We start from the raw sequence: 20,038 nt of genomic DNA on the forward strand, positions 1-20,038 counted from the left end.
TGCGTGGCGCGGCGATGAGCTCGGTTGTCGGGGCGCGGACCGGGTGGTGGTGCCGCCAGGATGGTCGTCGCGACGATGAATGCTCGCGAAAGCGCAAAATTTTGATATCTTTAGAGCCATTATCGTAGAAGTCGGTTTACCCGCTCCGGGTACGATCGAGCAGACGAGATCACTGAATGTTCGGCCTCATCAGCAAGAACCGTACACTGATCGGTGTCGATATCGGCTCGACCTCGGTCAAGCTCATCGAACTCTCGCGCGGGCACGCCAACGCCTCGAGCGGGTTGCGCCTCGAGCACTTCGCCATCGAGCCGCTGCCGGCCAATGCGGTCGCCGAGAAGAAGATCGTCGAGTCCGAGGCGGTGGGCGAGACCATCGCCCGTGCGGTGAGTCGCTCGGGCACCGAGACCAAGCGTGCCGCCGTGGCGGTGGCCGGCTCGGCGGTGATCACCAAGATGATCGTGATGCCGGGCGGACTCGAGGACGCCGAGCTGGAGAGCCAGATCGAACTCGAGGCCGACCAGTACATCCCCTATCCGCTCGAGGAGGTCAATCTCGACTTCGAGGTGATCGGTCCCTCGCAGACCAACCCGGGGATGATCGACGTGCTGCTCGCCGCCTCGCGCACCGAGAACGTCGACGACCGGGTCAACGCCCTCGAGACCGCCGGGCTGGTGCCGGCGATCGTCGATGTCGAGGCCTATGCCATGGAGAACGCCTGCGCGCTGCTGCTCGAGGAGGACGGCGAGCCGGGCGCGACCGTCGCCCTGGCCGACGTCGGCAGCGCGACCACCACCCTGCACGTGCTCCACGAGGGGCGCATCGTCTATACCCGCGAACAGAACTTCGGCGGGCAGCAGCTGCGTGACGAGGTGCAGCGTCGCTACGGCTTCTCGCGTGAGCAGGCGGCGGCGAAGATCCTCGACGGCGATGTCGCCGAGGGCTACGACATCGATGTGCTCGCGCCCTTCAAGGAGGCCTTGGCGCAACAGATCGGCCGTGCGCTGCAGTTCTTCTATTCGGGCACCAGCTACAACCGGGTCGACCGGCTGGTGATCTCCGGCGGCGTGGCCTCGCTGCCCCGGCTCGATCAGCTCGTCAGCGAGCGACTGCGTATTCCGACCACCATCGCCAATCCCTTCGCGCGCATGACCCTGGCCCCGACGCTCGACGCCCAGGCGTTGATGCGCGAGGCGCCGGGGATGATGCTCGCGCTCGGCCTGGCCCTGCGGGGAGTGGACTAGAGATGCCACGGATCAACCTGCTGCCGTGGCGCGAAGAGGCGCGACAGCGGCGCAAGAAGGAGCTGGCGATCGCCGCCGGCGCGGCGCTCGGCGCGACCCTGGTGCTGGCGGTGCTGGTGCACCTTCATTACGACGGGCGCATCGCCTATCAGGAGAGTCGCAACCAGCTGTTGCAGCAGGAGATCGCCCAGCTCCAGCGCAAGATCCGCGAGATCGACCGGCTCGAGCAGACCAAGGCCGACCTGCTTGCGCGCATGGAGGTCATCCAGAACCTGCAGCAGAGTCGGCCCGAGATCGTCCACCTGTTCGAGGAGCTGGTGGTGACCATCCCCGAGGGGGTCTATCTCAACCGTCTCGAGCAGAAGGGGCGTTCGGTGGTGGTCGAGGGGCGCGCCCAGTCCAACGCCCGGGTCTCGGCCTTCATGAGCAGCATCGAGTCATCGGACTGGGTCGGCAATCCGCGGCTGATGCTGATCGAGAACAAGGACAAGACCGGGACCGGGCTGAGCCACTTCCGGCTGTCCTTCGATCAGGTCCGCCCCGGCGGCGAGGACGAGGACCAGCCGGCATGATCGGCGCGACACGTGGCTCGCCCCCGACGGAGACCGCGACGCGGCGGAGATCGTCATGGATCTGAATCAACTCAACGAACTCGATCTCAGCACCATCGGCGACTGGCCGCTGCCGGCCAAGGCGGCGGTGATCGCGGTCGGCTGTCTGCTGCTCGGCGTCGCGGCCTACCATTTCGACATCAAGAATCAGCTGATGCTGCTCGAGACCGCCGAGCGTCAGGAGCAGCAGCTGCGCGCCGATTTCGAGAAGAAACAGCGCAAGGCGGCCAACCTCGCCGGCTATCGTCAGCAGCTCGCCGAGATGGAGGAGTCGTTCGGCGCCATGCTGCGCCAGTTGCCGAACAAGACCGAGGTCGCCTCGCTGCTGATCGATGTCTCCCAGACCGGGCTGGCCAACGGGCTGGAGTTCGAGCGCTTCGAGCCCGAGGGCGAGAACCAGCGCGACTTCTACGCCGAGCTGCCGATCCGGATCCGCGTCAACGGCAGCTATCACGAGTTCGGTCGATTCATCAGCGGGCTCGCGGCGCTGCCGCGCATCGTCACCATCCACGACATCGAGATCGAGCAGCCCGGCGGTCGCGACCGGGATGTCGCCGAGGCGGGGCGCAAGCTCTCGCTCGATGCCACCGTCAAGACCTATCGCTATCTCGACGAGGGGGCGGCGCAATGAACCGGATCCGCCTGTCCGTCCCGGTCGCCGCGCTGCTGGTGCTGGCCGGCTGTGGTGGCGGCAACATGTCCGATCTCGAACGCTATGTCGGCGAGGTCAAGTCGCGTCCGCCGCGTCCGGTCGAGCCGCTGCCCGAGATCCAGCCGGTCGACAGCTTCGTGTTCGACCCCGGCGATCGACGTGACCCCTTCGTCCCCGATCGCGGGCTCGCCCCGCTCGCCGCCGAGGAGAGCGACAACGGTCTGGCGCCCGACCCCAATCGCCGCAAGGAGGTGCTCGAGGGCTATGCACTCGATGCCTTGCGCATGGTCGGGACGCTCGAGCAGACGGACCTGCGCTGGGCGCTGGTGCGGACCCAGGACGGGGTCCTGCACCGGGTGCGGGTCGGCAACTACATGGGGCTGAACAACGGGCAGATCGTCAGCATCGACGAGGACTCGATCGAGCTCATCGAGATCGTCGCCGACGCCCCGGGGCAGTGGCGCGAGCGCGACGCGGCCCTGGAGCTTTCCGAATGATTTCTGGAGGGGACCCCGGCATGAACGCACCATCTCAATCCGATGCACGCCTCGGGAGGGCGCTGGCGCGCGGCGTGCGCCGGCCGGTCGTGTCGCTGTGCCTTCTGCTCCTGCTGCTCGCCGGCTGGAGCACCGCGACGATGGCCGTGGAGCTGCGCGACGTGCAGTTCGCCGCCCAGCCCGGCAACCGGGTCGAGATCCAACTCGAGCTCTCGGCGCCGGTGAGTCCGCCCGAGACCTTCGCCACCGATGCGCCGGCGCGGATTGCGCTCGACTTCCCCGGGGTGAGCAACGGGCTCGATGAGCGCTCGCTGCCGATCGGCATCGGTTCGGTGCACAGCCTGGTGGCGGTGGAGGCGAGCAATCGCACCCGGGTGGTGATCAATCTCAGCGATCCCGTCCCCTATCGGGTGAGCAGCGAGGGCAACCGGGTGCGTCTGATCATCGAGACCCAGGCCGACGCGGCCGGCTCGCCGCCGAGTCGGCAAACGACAGCGGCGCTGTCCCGACCGACCGCGACGCGCGCGCCGTCGACGCCGGCCTCCGGCGGTTCGGTGCGCGATATCGACTTCAGACGCGGCGCCGAGGGTGAGGGGCGGGTGCTGATCCGTCTGCCCAACCCCGAGACCCGGGTGACGGTGCGCGAGCAGGGGCGGCGGGTGATGGTCGAACTGCACGACACCTCGCTGCCGCGCCGGTTGTTCCGCCGACTCGACGTGGTCGACTTCGCCACCCCGGTGGTGGCCGTCGAGTCGCGCCCGCGCGGGCGCAACGTCGAGGTCGCGGTGGAGACCGGCAGCGATTACGACTACATGGCCTATCAGACCGACGACCTCTTCACCCTCGACTTCCGTCCGCTGACCGCGGCGGAGAAGGAAGAGCAGCTGCGCAGCAAGGTCGTCTACGAGGGCGAGCGGCTGTCGCTGAACTTCCAGGACATCGAGGTGCGGGCGGTGCTGCAGGTGCTGGCCGACTTCACCGATCTCAATCTGGTGGCCAGCGACACCGTCACCGGCAACATCACCCTGCGGCTGAAGAACGTCCCCTGGGACCAGGCGCTCGACATCATCCTCAAGACCAAGGGACTGTCGATGCGCCGTACCGGCAACGTCATCATGGTTGCGCCGACCGAGGAGATCGCCAGCCAGGAAGAGCTGGAGATGCGCTCGATGCAGAAGATCGAGGAGCTGGCGCCGTTGCGCTCGGAGTTCATCCAGGTCAACTACGCCAAGGCCGCCGATCTCGCCCGTCTGCTCAAGAGCGAGGAGAACCAGCTGCTGACCAAGGATCGCGGCAACGTCACCGTCGACGAGCGCACCAACACCCTGCTGGTGCAGGACACCGCCGCGCGGCTCGAGGACATCCGCGGCATCGTCACCCGGCTCGACGTACCGGTGCGCCAGGTGATGATCGAGTCGCGGGTGGTGATCGCCGAGAGCAACTTCGCGCGCGATCTCGGCGTGCGCTTCGGGCTGTCGACCTCGTTCGGCGCCGCGGGCGGCAACGAGGTGATGATCGCCGGCGCCCAGCCCGGCACCCTCGAGATCGGTGGCTTCGACAAGGGCCCCTTCGGTCTCAACGTCGACACCGGCAGCCCCTACAACTCCGGGATCATCGACGAGGACGACAACCAGACCCTGATGGTCGACCTCGCCGCCCCCAACCCATCCGGCGCGGTCAACTTCCTGATCGGCAAGGTCGGCTCCTATCTGCTCCAGCTCGAACTCTCGGCGATGCAACAGGAGGGACGCGGCGAGATCATCTCCAGCCCGCGGGTGATCACCTCCGATCAGCACCAGGCGACGATCAAGGTCGGTCAGCAGATCCCCTATCAGACGGTGTCGCAGAACGGCACCCAGACCCAGTTCAAGGACGCGGTGCTGCAGCTCGACGTCACCCCGCACATCACCCCCGATGACAGGGTGATCATGGACCTGTTGGTCAACAAGGACGCGCCCAACTATACCAACGAGACCGATAGCGGCATCGCCATCGATACCCGCTCGGTGGAGACCTCGGTGCTGGTCGACAACGGCGAGACCGTGGTGCTCGGCGGCGTCTACGAGCGCACCCGCGGCTTCAAGAAAGAACAGGTGCCCTGGCTCGGCGACATCCCGGTGGTGGGACGGCTGTTCAAGCAGGAGCTGCGAGAGGATAACAACAGCGAACTGCTGATCTTCGTGACCCCCAAGATCCTCCGCGGCGATCTCGCGCGACGCTGATGGCGCCGTCCCGGCGCCCTCGGGAACCCGCATCTTTCCCGGGGATGCCGGCGTTTTTTTCGCGTATCCGGGACGCAACTTACCCCATGGGGCTAGAATGTCGCGCGAGCCGGGCGTTGCCCCGCTCCGCTGATGGGCGCGCTCGACCCGTCCCGCCGTGCCTGCGACCGCATGCGTGCCGGGATGCCCGGTCGATCGTCCATGTCATCCGAGGGCTGCCTGGGGAGTCGGTCTCGAGCCGGGCAAGGCGTGCACGGTGGCCGGCATCCCGCCGCCGTCGTCGCCCGCGTCGAGACACCTCCTTGGTCCTCGTTCCAATGTTTCCGCAGCCCGAGCAGGCGCTGGCCCACCGTTCGCCGGTGTCGTCGGGTCGCCCGGGTCGGCAGGCGATGTAGGTCACCGCCATCCCCGCCGGTTCGCGCTGCGCGCTCATCCAACTCGATGCGAGGGAGGACGCGAACCTCACCCGCGTACAGACAACCTGGCATATCTTTCGCTATGATCCGTGCACAGAACATCTTCATCGTCGGCCCGATGGGGGCCGGAAAAAGCACCGTCGGGCGTCAGCTCGCCGAGGCGCTCTCCTACACCTTCAAAGACAGCGACCAGGAGATCCAGCGTCGTACCGGTGTCGATATCCCCACCATCTTCGAGTTCGAGGGCGAGGCCGGCTTCCGTGCCCGCGAGCGTCAGGTCATCGTCGATCTGATCGCCGGTGAACGGATGGTGCTGGCCACCGGCGGCGGGGTCATCATCGACCCCGAGAACCGTCAGGACCTGGCCGCGCGTGGCGTGGTCATCTATCTCCACTGCAGCGCCGAGCAGCAGCACGCCCGCACCGCCCGCGACCGCAATCGTCCGCTGCTCGACACCGAGGAGCCGCTGCAGCGCCTGCGCGAACTGATGGAGGAGCGCGAGCCGCTCTATCGCCAGGTCGCCGACATGGTGGTGACCACCGAGAAGCGCGGCACCGGCTCGGTGGTCAAGGAGATCGTGCGGCGGCTCGAGGAGGGCGCCACCGGCGTGCTCTGACCCCGATTTACGTTTGGGGTCGAACCCCTTCGCTCTGTGAGGGCGTCGCCCGGGACGGTCACAGCCACGGGCGCGTCGTGTCGGCGTCGGCGGTTGATGCGGACGATCGGGCGGGGTGTCTGGTCGGGTGATGCGATTGCAACTCCGTGTCAGACCGCTAAGATGCCAATAAGACCGATCATCAACCCGTGCGCGCGCATCCCTTGCGCCAGCCGTGCCAAGGACCGGGCTGGCCCCGGTCGCTGACGCCCAGCGCCATCCCGTCATCGGCCCGCCGTAATGCGTCGCCGCTGACGGGGGACGACGAGCCGGCGCCGGTGTGCGAGCCAACCCGCCAAGAGCTGCCTTATGACCAGAACCCTTGAAGTCGATCTTGGGGACAGAAGTTACCCGATCCATATCGGTCCCGGACTGCTCCACGACCCCGTGCTCTACCGCCCCCATATCCGTGGCCGGCAGGTGATGATCGTCACCAATGAAACGGTGGCACCCTTGTATCTGGCCCCCTTGCGCGCAGCCCTCGATGGTCTCGAGGTGCGCGAGGTGGTGCTGCCCGATGGTGAGCAGTACAAGACCCTTGAGGTGTGGAACCGCATCTTCGACGCCCTGCTCGATGCCCGTTTCGCGCGTGACTGCACCCTGATCGCGCTCGGCGGCGGGGTGGTCGGCGACATGGCCGGGTTCGCCGCGGCCTGTTATCAGCGTGGCGTGCCCTTCATCCAGGTGCCCACCACCCTGCTCTCCCAGGTCGACTCCTCGGTCGGCGGCAAGACCGGCATCAACCACCCCGCCGGCAAGAACATGATCGGCGCCTTCCATCAACCGCTGGCGGTGATCGCCGATACCGAGACCCTCGACACCCTGCCCCAGCGCGAACTCTCGGCCGGTCTGGCCGAGGTGCTGAAGTACGGGCTGATCCGCGATCCCTCCTTCCTCGACTGGCTGGAGTCGCACATGGCCGAGCTGCTCTCGCGCGACCCCGAGGCGCTCGCCCACGCCATCCGCCGCTCCTGCGAGATCAAGGCACAGATCGTTGCCGAGGATGAGCTGGAGTCGGGACAGCGCGCCCTGCTCAATCTCGGTCACACCTTCGGACACGCGATCGAGACGGCCTCGGGCTATGGCAACTGGCTCCACGGCGAGGCCGTCGGCGCCGGCATGTGCATGGCCGCCGATCTCTCGGCGCGCATGGGCTGGCTGGCCGAGGCCGATGTCGAGCGGGTGCGCAGCCTGGTCACCTGCGCCGGGCTGCCCACCGAGCCGCCGCCCGAACTCGACGCCGAGCGCTTCCGCGAGCTGATGGCGGTCGACAAGAAGGTGCTCGACGGGCGTCTGCGTCTGGTGTTGCTCACCGCCGTCGGCGAGGCGGTGATCAGCGACGAGATCGATCAGGATCAATTGATGGCGACCCTGTCGGCGCGACGTCCCTGAGGGTGGTCGCCCACGCCCCGTGATCCGCACGCGCGCATAGATAGTGGCGTGCGCCGGTGTTCGACGTTATTATTAGGGGTTCGCGATTTCAACCCGGCCTGGTCGCTGGGGTTCGCATGCCTCGAACCCCGCTCGCCGAACACCGGCGTCGGCGGCCCGTGCCGACGCGCTCCGGACACCCTGGAGATCGCACGCCGAGCGTATTGCGATGACGAGCGAGCCTGCTCTCTGGATCCAGGACACAGGATTGTGACGCCAACCGCCTGGCGGTCGGCACGCGCCCTGGTGCTCGATCACCAAGGTCTTCCCGTCCACGGCGGCGTCGACAGTCGGAATCATTTACCCCAGGTATCAACGAGGTCAGCGATGAGCCTTCGTGCCTTGCCTCCTGCACAGGGTCTCTATGACCCAGCCAATGAGCGCGACGCCTGTGGCGTCGGCTTCGTCTGCAACATCAAGAACGAGAAGCGTCACGCAATCGTTCAACAGGGACTCGAGATCCTCGAGCGACTGACCCATCGCGGTGCCGTTGGCGCTGATCCCAAGGCCGGCGATGGCGCCGGTATCCTGGTGCAGATCCCCGACGCCTTCTTCCGCGCCGTGGTCGATTTCGAACTGCCGCCCGTGGGCGCCTATGGCGTCGGCATGGTGTTCCTGCCCAAGGACGCCGATGCACGCGCGCGCATGGAGGAGACCGTCACCCGCCACCTCGAGGAAGGTGGTCAGCGCGTGCTCGGTTGGCGCGACGTCCCGGTCGACAACAGCTCGCTCGGCGAGAGCGTGCTGCCGAGCGAACCGATGGTGCGCCAGGTGTTCGTCGGCTGCGGCGACAACTGTCCCGACCAGGACGCCTTCGAGCGCCGTCTGTTCGTCATCCGCAAGCGGATGGACAACGAGATCCGCAGCGCCGGCTTCGACAAGACCGCCTACTACGTGGTCTCGCTGTCCTCGCGCACCATCAACTACAAGGGCATGCTGCTCGCCGATCAGGTCGGCAAGTACTACCTCGATCTCGGCGACGAGCGCTTCACCTCGGCCCTGGCCCTGGTGCACCAGCGCTTCTCGACCAACACCTTCCCGACCTGGGACCTGGCGCAGCCGTTCCGCATGATCTGCCACAACGGCGAGATCAACACCGTGCGCGGCAACGTCAACTGGATGGCCGCGCGCCGTCACACCATGCGCTCGGAGATCCTCGGCGACGATCTCGACAGTATCTGGCCGCTGATCCCCGAGGGTCAGTCCGACTCGGCCTGCTTCGACAACGCGCTCGAGCTGCTGGTGATGGGCGGCTACTCGCTCGCCCACGCGATGATGATCCTGATCCCCGAGGCGTGGTCGGGTAACAAGCAGATGGACGCCGAGCGGCGCGCCTTCTACGAGTACCACGCGGCGCTGATGGAGCCCTGGGACGGTCCGGCGGCGGTCGCCTTCACCGACGGTCGCCAGATCGGCGCCACCCTCGACCGCAACGGCCTGCGTCCGGCGCGCTACCTGGTCACCAACGACGACATGGTGATCATGGGCTCGGAGATGGGCGTGCTCGACATCGCCGAGGAGCGCATCGTCAAGAAGTGGCGACTGCAGCCGGGCAAGATGTTCCTGATCGACCTCGAGCAGGGCCGCATCATCGACGACGCCGAGATCAAGGCCGAGCTGGCCGGCGCGCAGCCCTACGGCGAGTGGCTGGGCAAGACCCAGATCCACCTCGACGAGCTGCCCACCGACGTCGCCCCGATGGCCCCCGACGAGGCCACCCTGCTCGACGCCCAGCAGGCCTTCGGCTACACCCAGGAAGACCTCAAGTTCCTGCTCGCGCCGATGATCGCCAGCGGTCAGGAGGCGATCGGCTCGATGGGTGCGGACAACCCGCCCTCGGTGCTGTCGAGCCGTCCCAAGCACCTCTCGACCTACTTCAAGCAGAACTTCGCCCAGGTCACCAACCCGCCGATCGATCCGATCCGCGAGGAACTGGTGATGTCGCTGGTGTCGCTGATCGGCCCGCGCCCCAACCTGCTCGGTCTCAACGAGATGGGCAAGAACTGGCGTCTGGAGGTCAACCAGCCGGTCCTCACCAACGAGGACCTGGAGCGGGTGCGCCACATCGAAGACAACTGTGGCGGCGCCTTCCGCACCACCACCCTGCACATGGTCTATGCCTCGAGCGAGGGCTCCGCGGGCATGGCCGCTGCGCTCGAGCGGTTGTGCAAGGAGGCCGAGGATGCGGTGCTCGCCGGCTACAACATCCTCATCCTCTCCGACCGCAACACCAACCGTGACCACATCGCCATCCCGGCGCTGCTGGCCACCTCGGCGGTGCATCACCACCTGATCCGTCGCGGGCTGCGCACCAGCTCCGGCCTGGTGGTCGAGACCGGTGCGGCGCTCGAGGTGCATCACTTCGCCACCCTCGCCGGTTACGGCGCCGAGGCGATCAACCCCTATCTGGCCTTCGACACCATCCAGTCGATGCTTGCCGCCGAGGACGACGCGCCGAGCTTCGAGGAAGCGCAGTCGCGCTACATCAAGGCCGTCGGCAAGGGGCTGAAGAAGGTGATGTCGAAGATGGGCATCTCCACCTTCCAGTCCTACTGCGGCGCGCAGATCTTCGACGCGGTCGGTCTCAACAGCGGCTTCGTCGAGGCCTACTTTACCGGCACCCCGACCACGGTCGAGGGCGTGGGTCTGCCCGAGGTCGCCGAAGAGGCGGTGCGCTGGCACGCCCAGGCATTCGGTGGCGAGCAGATCTATCGCAAGCATCTCGATGTCGGCGGCGACTACGCCTTCCGGCTGCGCGGCGAGGAGCACATCTGGACCCCGGACAGCATCGCCAAGCTGCAGCACGCCACGCGTGCCAACGACGCCAACACCTTCGCCGAGTTCTCGCGTCTGATCGACGAGCAGAGCGAGCGGTTGCTGACCTTCCGCGGGCTGATGGACTTCAGGTTCGCCGAGACCCCGGTGCCGATCGACGAGGTCGAGCCGGCCAAGGAGATCGTCAAGCGTTTCGTCACCGGCGCGATGTCCTTCGGTTCGATCAGCTACGAGGCGCACTCGACCCTGGCCAAGGCGATGAACGCCATCGGCGGCAAGTCGAACACCGGTGAGGGTGGCGAGGAGCCCGAGCGCTTCAACCCGCTGCCCGACGGTTCGAGCAACCCCGAGCGCTCGGCGATCAAGCAGGTCGCCTCGGGTCGTTTCGGCGTCACCGCCGAGTACCTGGTCAACGCCGACGACATCCAGATCAAGATCGCCCAGGGCGCCAAGCCCGGCGAGGGTGGTCAGCTGCCCGGTCACAAGGTCAACGCGCAGATCGCGCGGGTGCGTCACTCGACCCCGGGCGTCGGTCTGATCTCGCCGCCGCCGCACCACGACATCTACTCGATCGAGGATCTCGCCCAGCTGATCCACGACCTGAAGAACGTCAACCCCAAGGCGCGCATCTCGGTCAAGCTGGTCTCCGAGGTCGGTGTCGGCACCGTGGCCGCGGGCGTGTCCAAGGCCCATGCCGATCACGTCACCATCTCCGGCTATGACGGCGGCACCGGCGCCAGCCCGCTGACCTCGATCAAGCACGCCGGCTCGCCCTGGGAGATCGGTCTCGCCGAGACCCACCAGACGCTGGTGCTCAACCGTCTGCGCGGGCGCATCTCGGTGCAGGTCGACGGCGGCATGCGTACCGGTCGCGACGTGGTCGTCGGCGCGCTGCTCGGCGCCGACGAGTTCGGCTTCGCCACCGCACCGCTGATCGTCGAGGGCTGTCTGATGATGCGCAAGTGTCATCTCAACACCTGCCCGGTCGGCGTCGCCACCCAGGATCCGGAGCTGCGCAAGCGCTTCACCGGCAAGCCCGAACACGTCATCAACTACTTCTTCTTCGTCGCCGAGGAAGTGCGTCAGCTGATGGCCAAGCTCGGCTTCCGCACCATCAACGAGATGATCGGTCGCTCCGATCGCCTCGAGATGCGTCGCGCCATCGATCACTGGAAGGCGCAGGGGCTCGACTTCTCGCGTCTGTTGGCCAAGCCCGAGGTCGGTCCCGAGGTCGCGATCCACAACACCGAGGCCCAGGACCACGGGCTCGACCAGGCGCTCGACAACGAGCTGATCGCCCAGGCCGCGCCCGCGCTCGAGCGCGGTGAGTCGGTACGCATCGAGACCCCGGTGAAGAACTTCAACCGTTCCTTCGGCGCCATGCTCTCGGGCCGCGTCGCCGAGCGCTACGGTCACGCCGGGCTGCCCGACGGCACCATCCACATCAAGGCCAAGGGCACCGCCGGTCAGTCGTTCGGCGCCTGGGTCGCCGGTGGCGTGACCGTCGAGCTCGAGGGCGAGGGCAACGACTACGTCGGCAAGGGCCTCTCGGGGGGACGCATCATCATCTACCCGCCGGCCGAGTCGGCCATCGGCAAGGCCGAGGAGAACATCATCGTTGGCAACACCGTGCTCTACGGTGCCATCAACGGCGAGTGCTTCTTCCGCGGCGTCGCCGGTGAGCGCTTCTGCGTGCGCAACTCCGGCGCCGTGGCGGTGGTCGAAGGCGTCGGCGATCACGGCTGTGAGTACATGACCGGCGGTGTCACCGTGGTGCTCGGCGCGACCGGGCGCAACTTCGCCGCGGGCATGTCCGGCGGTGTCGCCTACGTGCTCGACGAGGCCGGCGACTTCGCCGATCGCTGCAATCTGGCGATGGTCGAGCTCGAGCCGGTCGCTGCCGAGGACGACGCACTCGAGGCGCTCGACCATCAGGGCGGCGATCTCGAGACCCATGGACGGGTGGATCTCAGCCGCGACATGACGCGCCACGACGCGTTGCGTCTCAAGCAGCTGATCGAGAAACACCTGCACTACACCAACTCCGCGGTGGCGCGGCGCATCCTCGACGACTGGGCGGCCTGGCTGCCGAAGTTCGTCAAGGTGATGCCGGTGGATTACCGTCAGGCGCTGGAAGGCATGCGTGCCAGCCAGAGCCGTCCGCCGCAGTCGAACAAGCAGCTCAAGGGGATCGTCGACCATGGGTAAGCCGACCGGTTTCATGGAATACGACCGTCGCGACCGGCGCTACGAGCCGGCCGGCGATCGCGTCGTCCACTACAACGAGTTCGTCATCCCGCTGACCGAGGCCGAGGTCAGCGAACAGGGTGCGCGCTGCATGGACTGTGGCATCCCCTTCTGTCACCAGGGGTGCCCGGTCAACAACATCATCCCGGACTGGAACGATCTGGCCTATCGGGGTGACTGGCAGGCGGCCATCGAGGTGCTGCACTCGACCAACAACTTCCCCGAGTTCACCGGTCGAATCTGTCCCGCGCCCTGCGAGGCCTCGTGCACGCTCAACCTCGAGGACACCCCGGTGGCGATCAAGACCATCGAGTGTGCGATCGTCGACAAGGCCTGGGAGGAGGGCTGGATCAAGCCCCAGGTGCCCGAGCGGCGTACCGGCAAGCGGGTCGCCGTGGTCGGTTCCGGCCCGGCGGGCCTGGCCGCCGCGCAGCAGCTCGCGCGCGCCGGCCACAAGGTCTCGCTCTACGAGAAGGAAGACCGCATCGGCGGCCTGCTGCGCTACGGCATCCCCGACTTCAAGCTCAACAAGCAGTTGATCGATCGGCGCATGGCGCAGATGCGTACCGAGGGCGTGGAGTTCCACACCAACGCCCACATCGGTGTCGACATCTCGGTCGCCCAGCTGCGCGATGAGTACGATGCGGTGGTGCTGGCCGGCGGCTCGGAGAAGCCGCGCGACCTCGACGTGCCCGGTCGCAGCTTCGCCGGCATCCACTTCGCGATGGACTTCCTCACCCGCAACAGCAAGCGGGTGCAGGGCTCCCACGTCCCCGACGACGACTTCATCAGCGCCGAGGGCAAGCACGTGGTGGTCATCGGTGGTGGTGATACCGGTTCGGACTGCATCGGCACCTCCAACCGTCACGGCGCCAAGTCGGTCACCCAGGTCGAGATCCTCGACCGTCCGCCGGAGCGCGAGGACAAGTCGCTGACCTGGCCCAACTGGCCCAACCGCATGCGCACCTCCTCCTCCCAGGAAGAGGGCTGCGAGCGGATGTGGAACGTCGCCACCAAGGGCTTCGTCGGTGATGCCAACGGTCAGGTGACCGGGGTGCGCTACAACCTGGTGCGCTGGGAGCGTGACGCCGACGGTCGCTGGCAGATGCACGACGTCCCCGGCACCGAGGGCGAGCTCAAGGCCGATCTGGTGCTGCTGGCGATGGGCTTCGTCCACCCGGTCCACGAGGGCATGCTCGCCGAGCTGCGCGACGAGGCCGGGCTCGAGCTCGACGCCCGCGGTAACGTCAAGGGCACCACCGAGGGTCCCGAGGCCTATCGCACCAGCGTCGACGGCGTGTTCGCCGCCGGCGACATGCGTCGCGGCCAGTCGCTGGTGGTGTGGGCGATCCGCGAGGGCCGTCAGTGCGCCCGCGCCGTCGACGAGTGGCTGATGGGCTGCTCCGACCTGCCGCGCTGAGCGCCGCCGTCCGCCCCGGTCGATCCGGGGCGAGACGGTCCCCGACCCCAGGAGAAGCGGCCCGCGAGGGCCGCTTTTTCGTTGTCCACATCCCGGTCACGGGCAGGGTCTTGTCGGTGCCGGCGAGGTGATACACTCGATGGCTGAGAACCAACGAGGTATCGCCATGGATCGCCAACAGGCCGCGCGTTTCATGCTCGACTGTCTGCGCAAGATGGTCGCCAAGAAGGGCTCCGATCTCTTCATCACCGCCGGCTTCCCTCCCGCTTGCAAGATCGACGGCCGTCTCACCCCGATCGGCGATCAGCCGCTGAGCGCGGCGCAGACCAACATCCTCGTGCGCTCGATCATGAACGATCGGCAGATCCGCGATTACGACATGCACAAGGAGTGCAACTTCGCGATCCATCCCCAGGACATCGGCCGTTTCCGCGTCAACGCCTTCGTCCAGCAGGGCAAGGGCGGCGCGGTGCTGCGCACCATCAACGCCCGCATCCCCTCCGCCGCCGAGCTCAAGCTGCCGCCGGTGCTGCTCGACATCGTCATGGCCAAGCGCGGCATGGTGCTGCTGGTCGGCGGTACCGGTTCGGGCAAGTCGACCTCGCTGGCGGCGATGGTCGGACACCGCAACCAGGAAACCTATGGCCACATCGTCACCATCGAGGACCCGGTCGAGTACGTCCATCCCCACGGTAACTGTCTGATCACCCAGCGCGAGGTCGGAGTCGATACCGAGAGCTGGGAGGCGGCGCTGGTCAACACCCTGCGCCAGGCCCCGGACGTCATCCTCATCGGCGAGATCCGCAATCGCGAGACCATGGAGCACGCGATCAACTTCGCCGAGACCGGCCATCTCTGTCTCTCGACGCTGCACGCCAACAGCGCCAACCAGGCGCTCGATCGCATCATCAACCTCTTCCCCGAGGAGCGCCGCGCCCAGCTGCTGATGGATCTCTCGCTCAACCTCAAGGCGGTGATCTCGCAGCGCCTGCTGCCCTGCACCGACGGTGGTCGCATCCCCGCCGTCGAGGTGCTGATCAACTCGCCGCTGATCCAGGACCTGATCTTCAAGGGCGACGTCAGCGGTATCAAGGAGGTGATGAAGCGCTCGCGCGAGCAGGGCATGCAGACCTTCGACATGTCGCTGTTCGACCTCTACGAGGCGCGCAAGATCAGCTACGAGGACGCGCTGCGCAACGCCGACTCGATGAACGAGCTGCGGCTGATGATCAAGCTCCAGGGACAGGAGGCGCGCGAGAAGGATCATTTCGAGCCGGCCGACGGGCTGTCCATCCTCGGCGACGACGATGAGCCGCCCTTTCGTTAGGTGACGGGCTGCCGCTGTCCGGCGAGCGCGGCGCTAGAGGATTGAAACGGCTGGCCGCATCGCGCGCCGCCCGCTGCGGAGGCGCAAGCGCGTCGAGCAAAAGCCATTGACGCGGAACAAAGATAAATGCATAAGGATATAAGAATTCCTTTATAAGTTAACCTTGCAGTTTCTCCGTCTTCACCCGCGCGTCCGCGCCGACCCCCGGAGCCCGACATGGCGATGGATATCACCCCCTATCTCGAGATGATGATCCGGCACAACGCCTCCGATCTCTTCCTCACCCCGGGTATGCCGGTGAAGATCAAGATCGAGGGCGTCATCCGCCCGATCGGCGAGACCATGCTCACCCCGACGGTGTGTCGCGAGGCCCTTGCCTCGTTGCTCGATCCGGCCAAGGCGCGCGAGTTCGAGGAGGAGCTGGAGGTCGACTTCGCCGTCGCGCTCGACAATCGCGCCCGCTTCCGCGTCAACGCCTATCACCAGCGCGGCTACCCCTCGATGGTGCTGCGCTATATCCGCACCACGGTCCCCACCTGCGACGAGCTCGGTCTGCCGGCGGTGCTGCCCAAGCTGATCATGCACCGGCGCGGCATCATCCTCATGGTCGGCGCCACCGGCTCGGGCAAGTCGACCACCCTCGCGGCGATGCTCGATCACCGCAACAGCACTGCCCCGGGCCATATCATCACCATCGAGGACCCGATCGAGTTCGTCCATCCGCACAAGCAGTGCATCGTCAGCCAGCGTGAACTCGGGCTCGACACCAAGAGCTATGCCAAGGCGCTCAAGAGCGCGCTGCGCGAGGCCCCCGATGTGGTGCTGATCGGCGAGATCCGCACCCGCGAGACCATGGAGGCGGCGCTCGAACTGGCCGGTACCGGCCATCTGGCCGTCGCCACGCTGCACGCCAACAACGCCTATCAAGCGATGGAGCGCATCATCAACCTGTTCCCCCAGGCGCAGCACAAGACGCTGTTCACCGACCTCTCGGTCTATCTGCGCGCGATCATCTCGCAGCGCCTGGTACGCACCCAGGCCGGGTCGCGCTGCGCCGCGATCGAGGTCATGGTCAACACCCCGCACATTGCCGACCTGATCCGCGACGGTCAGGTCGAGGCCCTCGGTCAGGCGATGCAGCAGAGCGGCGAGGAGGGCATCCGCACCTTCGACGACGCCCTGCTCGCGCTCTATCGCGACGGCACCATCTCGCTGCAGGAAGCACTCGACAACGCCGATTCCGCCGCCAACCTGGAGGCGAGGATCCACTTCGGCTGATCTGGATGGACCCGCGCGCGACCACAGCGGTGGCCGGACGCTCCGGCACCCGAACGACCAACCGGCGGCCCAGGGGTCGCCCGCTATCCCGCCCTGGGCACACGGACCGGGGTCTCTCGCGGAGGAATGGATGATCATCGGACTGGACGTCGGCGGCACGCACGCCGACATCGTCTTGCTCGGCCCCGAGGGGGTGCGCGCGCGCGCCAAGGTCGACACCGACCCCGACGACCTGGGCGCGACCCTGCTCGAGGCCCTCGACCGGGTGCTGCACGCCACCGAGCCGACGGCGGTGCGCCGGGTGGTGCTGAGCACCACGCTGACCACCAACGCGGTGGTCGGCGCCGGTCTCTCCCCGGTGGGGATGCTGGTGTGCGCCGGTCCCGGGGTCGATCCCGCGCTCTATCGCACCGGCGAGCATTACGCGGTGGTGCCGGGCGCGATCGATCATCGCGGTCGCGAGATCAGCCCGCTTGATCTCGACGCCGTCGATCTCTGCGCCGAGCGCTTTGCCGCCGCCGGCATCCGCTATGTCGGCGTGGTGGGCAAGTTCTCCACCCGCAACCCGGCCCACGAGCTGGGCATCGCCGAGCGTATCGCCGAGCGCTTCGAGCGGGTGTTCACCGGCCACCGCGTCTCCGGGCAGCTCAACTTCCCCCGGCGCATCGCCACCACCCATCTCGCCGCCTCGGTCTATCCGCTGCACCGCAACTTCTACGAGGCGATCGCCGAGGCGCTGCGCACCCGCGGGGTGAGCGCCCCGGTGCACCTGCTCAAGGCCGATGGCGGCACCCTGTCGCTGGCCGCCTCGCTCGACTCCCCCGCCGAGACCGTGCTCTCGGGGCCGGCGGCGAGCGTGATGGGGGCCATCCCGGTGGCCTCGCCCGAGGAGGACGTGGTGGTGCTCGACATCGGCGGCACCACCACCGAGATCGCCCTGCTCAGCGGCGGTTCGCCGCTGCTCGAACCGCTCGGCATCACCATCGGCGCCACCCGCACCCTGATCCGCGCCCTACTCAGCCGCTCGATCGGCGTCGGCGGCGACAGCGAGGTGCGCTGTGTCGAGGGCAAGATCACCATCGGTCCACGCCGACTCGGCGCACCGCTGGCGCGCGGCGGACCGGCGCTCACCCCCACCGACGCGCTGATCGCCCTCGGCGAGAGCGAGCGCGGCGACCCGCAGGTGGCCACCGCCGGGGTGGCCGAGCTCGCTGCCGAACTCGGCTGCGAGCCGGCGATGGCCGCGCGCGCGGTGATCGATCACGCCTGTCGACGGATCATGGCCGCGGTCGATGGCCTGGTCGATCAGGTCAACGGCAGCCATGTCGACACCATCCACGAGCTGCTCGACGGGCATCGCATCCGCCCGGCGCGCATCCTGGTGCTCGGCGGGCCGGCCGAGTCGCTGGCCCCGCACCTGGCGCGGCGCAGCCAGCTGCCGGTCGAGCTGGTGCCCGATTCGGGGGTGGCCAACGCGATCGGTGCGGCGATGGCGCGCCCGACCGATGCCCTGAGCCTGATCGCCGACACCGAGCAGGGCTGGGTGAGCTGCTCCGGGAGCGACCGGCAGTGGCGGTGCGATCGGAGTTATCGGCGCGAGCAGGCGCTGGAGCAGGCCCGGGCATTGCTCTTCGAGCGTCTCGGTCCCGAGGCCGGGACCCCGGAGCTGGAGGTGGTCGAGGACCTCGAGTTCAACATCGTGCGCGGCTTCTCCACCGTCGGGCGCAACATCCGTCTGACCCTCCAGGTCAAGCCCGGGCTGCTCGAGCCCTTCACCCCGGAACACGCCAAGGTCGCCGTATGCTGAGTGCCAGACACGAGACCGGGCTGGTCCTCTTTCCCGCCTTCGACTGGGCGATCGAGGCCACCCACCCCGAACGCGAGGAGCGCCTGCTCTACACCCGCGACCAGATCTGCGAGGAGGGCCTGCTCGATCTCGAGGGGGTGCGCGAATACCGCCCCGAGCCGGTCTCCGTGGCCGACGTGCAGCGGGTCCACTTCTGCCCGTCCGGGGTCGAGACGGTGGCCGGCGAGTCGCACCGCATCGCCGCCGGTGGCGCGCTGCGTCTCGCCCGCGCCTGGCACGCCGGCGACATTGAGCGCGGCTTCGCGCTGGTGCGCCCGCCGGGTCATCACGCCCAGCGGGTGATGCACGGCGGGCGCGGCTTCTGCGCGATCAACAACGAGGCGATCATGATCGAGGCGCTGCGCCAGCAGCACGACATCCGCCGCGTCGCCATCATCGACACCGACTGCCATCACGGCGACGGCACCCAGGACATCTACTGGCACGATCCCGACGTGCTCTTCATCTCCATCCATCAGGACGGTCGCACCCTCTATCCCGGCACCGGCTTCATGGACGAGCAGGGCGGGCCCAACGCGGTCGGTGCCACCGTCAACATCCCGCTGCCGCCGCGCACCTCCGACGCCGGTTATCTGGAGATCGTGCGCGACACCGTGCTGCCGATCCTCGAGGACTTCGAGCCCGAGCTGGTGATCAACTCCGCCGGTCAGGACAACCACTTCGCCGACCCGCTCACCGACATGGACTTCAGCGCCCGTGGCTATGCCGAGCTGACCCGGCTGCTCGCCCCGGACCTGGCGGTGCTCGAGGGCGGCTACTCGATCGAGAGCGCGCTGCCCTATATCAACATGGGCATCCTGCTGGCGATGACCGGGCTGGAGAGCGATCATGTCGTCGAGCCCTACCGCCGCCCCTCGGGCGGGGTGCAGCCCGAGGAGATCACCGAGGCGGTGCGCCGCATCGGCACCCGCACCCGCGCCGTCTGGGCCAAGCGCGAGCAGCGTCAGGCACAGCTCCACGCGGTCAGCGACGAGTGTGCCCATCGCACCCGCGAGATCTACTACGACACCATCGACGCCTTCGAGCATCAGCACGAGGCGGTGCGGCTGTGTCGGCACTGCGGCGGCGCGCTGCGTATCGCCACCCGCATCGGCGACGGTCCGCAGACGCTCGCCGTCCATGTCCCGCTCTATGCCTGCGACGACTGCCGTCGCGCCGCGCTGCGCTGGTTCGAGCTGGCGCCCGACGAGGGCTTCGCCGCCGCCTTCCTCCAGGACCGTCCCGCCGATCGTTATCTGATCCGCTGATCGCGATCTTCCCCCGCCTCGCCCGCTACCGCCGTTCGTCGGCGGTGCACGAGGCGCCTCTCCCCGTTCGACTCCAGGCGCCGGCGTCTCTGCGCCGTCGTGACGGGCGCTCGTCTGTCTGATCGTCAGCGTCCAGTGTGATATCTGGA

Annotated in this window: 13 protein-coding genes; all 13 read left to right on the top strand. The window is 67.5% G+C overall.

The genetic code is table 11. The features are described 5' to 3' along the window. The first annotated feature begins 176 nt into the window (after window positions 1-176). The 13 genes from EDC29_RS01690 (at window position 177) to EDC29_RS01750 (ending at window position 19,889) form a co-directional block, all read left to right on the top strand. On the top strand, window positions 177-1,244 hold the full coding sequence (locus tag EDC29_RS01690) for a pilus assembly protein PilM (protein WP_123139054.1): 1,068 nt from the start codon (window positions 177-179) through the stop codon (window positions 1,242-1,244). Window positions 1,245-1,246: 2 nt separating this feature from the next. Further along, a complete protein-coding gene (locus EDC29_RS01695) occupies window positions 1,247-1,816 on the top strand; it encodes a PilN domain-containing protein (protein ID WP_123139053.1) in 570 nt (189 codons plus the stop codon). 55 nt (window positions 1,817-1,871) lie between these two features. Next, window positions 1,872-2,486, top strand: a complete 615-nt coding sequence (locus EDC29_RS01700; protein ID WP_123139052.1) for a type IV pilus inner membrane component PilO — start codon at window positions 1,872-1,874, stop codon at window positions 2,484-2,486. Further along, on the top strand, window positions 2,483-3,004 hold the full coding sequence (locus EDC29_RS01705; protein ID WP_123139051.1) for a pilus assembly protein PilP: 522 nt from the start codon (window positions 2,483-2,485) through the stop codon (window positions 3,002-3,004). Before EDC29_RS01700 ends, EDC29_RS01705 begins: the two co-directional genes overlap by 4 nt. A 20-nt stretch (window positions 3,005-3,024) precedes the next feature. Next, window positions 3,025-5,226, top strand: a complete 2,202-nt coding sequence (locus EDC29_RS01710; RefSeq protein ID WP_123139050.1) for a type IV pilus secretin PilQ — start codon at window positions 3,025-3,027, stop codon at window positions 5,224-5,226. Between the two features lie 498 nt (window positions 5,227-5,724). Next, entirely contained in the window at window positions 5,725-6,258 is a 534-nt protein-coding gene (gene aroK, locus EDC29_RS01715) for a shikimate kinase AroK (RefSeq protein ID WP_123139049.1), read from the top strand. Between the two features lie 348 nt (window positions 6,259-6,606). Next, entirely contained in the window at window positions 6,607-7,689 is a 1,083-nt protein-coding gene (gene aroB / locus EDC29_RS01720; RefSeq protein WP_123139048.1) for a 3-dehydroquinate synthase, read from the top strand. 366 nt (window positions 7,690-8,055) lie between these two features. Then, window positions 8,056-12,711, top strand: a complete 4,656-nt coding sequence (gene gltB, locus EDC29_RS01725; RefSeq protein WP_123139047.1) for a glutamate synthase large subunit — start codon at window positions 8,056-8,058, stop codon at window positions 12,709-12,711. Then, window positions 12,704-14,170, top strand: coding sequence for a glutamate synthase subunit beta (locus EDC29_RS01730; protein WP_123139046.1), 1,467 nt, complete (start codon window positions 12,704-12,706; stop codon window positions 14,168-14,170). The genes gltB and EDC29_RS01730 overlap by 8 nt, the downstream gene beginning before the upstream one ends. A gap of 166 nt (window positions 14,171-14,336) precedes the next feature. Beyond that, window positions 14,337-15,497 carry a PilT/PilU family type 4a pilus ATPase gene (locus EDC29_RS01735; RefSeq protein WP_123139045.1) on the top strand — a complete coding sequence of 387 codons (1,161 nt, stop codon included), beginning with the start codon at window positions 14,337-14,339 and terminating at the stop codon, window positions 15,495-15,497. 222 nt (window positions 15,498-15,719) lie between these two features. Further along, window positions 15,720-16,775: a PilT/PilU family type 4a pilus ATPase gene (locus EDC29_RS01740; RefSeq protein WP_123139328.1), complete on the top strand. Its 1,056-nt coding sequence runs from the start codon at window positions 15,720-15,722 to the stop codon at window positions 16,773-16,775. A 130-nt stretch (window positions 16,776-16,905) separates the two neighbouring features. Beyond that, window positions 16,906-18,582, top strand: a complete 1,677-nt coding sequence (locus EDC29_RS01745) for a hydantoinase/oxoprolinase family protein (RefSeq protein WP_132228299.1) — start codon at window positions 16,906-16,908, stop codon at window positions 18,580-18,582. After that, window positions 18,576-19,889 carry a histone deacetylase family protein gene (locus EDC29_RS01750; protein WP_123142792.1) on the top strand — a complete coding sequence of 438 codons (1,314 nt, stop codon included), beginning with the start codon at window positions 18,576-18,578 and terminating at the stop codon, window positions 19,887-19,889. Before EDC29_RS01745 ends, EDC29_RS01750 begins: the two co-directional genes overlap by 7 nt. Window positions 19,890-20,038 lie beyond the last annotated feature (149 nt).

Origin of the sequence: Marichromatium gracile, assembly GCF_004343155.1 — a bacterium.
Taxonomy (GTDB): domain Bacteria; phylum Pseudomonadota; class Gammaproteobacteria; order Chromatiales; family Chromatiaceae; genus Marichromatium; species Marichromatium gracile.

What these genes read in the sequence shown, in the direction of transcription:
- EDC29_RS01745 (WP_132228299.1), top strand. Translation starts at nt 16,906, where the DNA reads ATGATCATCGGACTGGACGTCGGCGGCACGCACGCCGACATCGTCTTG.
- gltB (WP_123139047.1), top strand. Translation starts at nt 8,056, where the DNA reads ATGAGCCTTCGTGCCTTGCCTCCTGCACAGGGTCTCTATGACCCAGCC.
- EDC29_RS01695 (WP_123139053.1), top strand. Translation starts at nt 1,247, where the DNA reads ATGCCACGGATCAACCTGCTGCCGTGGCGCGAAGAGGCGCGACAGCGG.
- EDC29_RS01705 (WP_123139051.1), top strand. Translation starts at nt 2,483, where the DNA reads ATGAACCGGATCCGCCTGTCCGTCCCGGTCGCCGCGCTGCTGGTGCTG.
- aroK (WP_123139049.1), top strand. Translation starts at nt 5,725, where the DNA reads ATGATCCGTGCACAGAACATCTTCATCGTCGGCCCGATGGGGGCCGGA.
- aroB (WP_123139048.1), top strand. Translation starts at nt 6,607, where the DNA reads ATGACCAGAACCCTTGAAGTCGATCTTGGGGACAGAAGTTACCCGATC.
- EDC29_RS01730 (WP_123139046.1), top strand. Translation starts at nt 12,704, where the DNA reads ATGGGTAAGCCGACCGGTTTCATGGAATACGACCGTCGCGACCGGCGC.
- EDC29_RS01700 (WP_123139052.1), top strand. Translation starts at nt 1,872, where the DNA reads ATGGATCTGAATCAACTCAACGAACTCGATCTCAGCACCATCGGCGAC.
- EDC29_RS01735 (WP_123139045.1), top strand. Translation starts at nt 14,337, where the DNA reads ATGGATCGCCAACAGGCCGCGCGTTTCATGCTCGACTGTCTGCGCAAG.
- EDC29_RS01710 (WP_123139050.1), top strand. Translation starts at nt 3,025, where the DNA reads ATGAACGCACCATCTCAATCCGATGCACGCCTCGGGAGGGCGCTGGCG.
- EDC29_RS01690 (WP_123139054.1), top strand. Translation starts at nt 177, where the DNA reads ATGTTCGGCCTCATCAGCAAGAACCGTACACTGATCGGTGTCGATATC.
- EDC29_RS01740 (WP_123139328.1), top strand. Translation starts at nt 15,720, where the DNA reads ATGGATATCACCCCCTATCTCGAGATGATGATCCGGCACAACGCCTCC.
- EDC29_RS01750 (WP_123142792.1), top strand. Translation starts at nt 18,576, where the DNA reads ATGCTGAGTGCCAGACACGAGACCGGGCTGGTCCTCTTTCCCGCCTTC.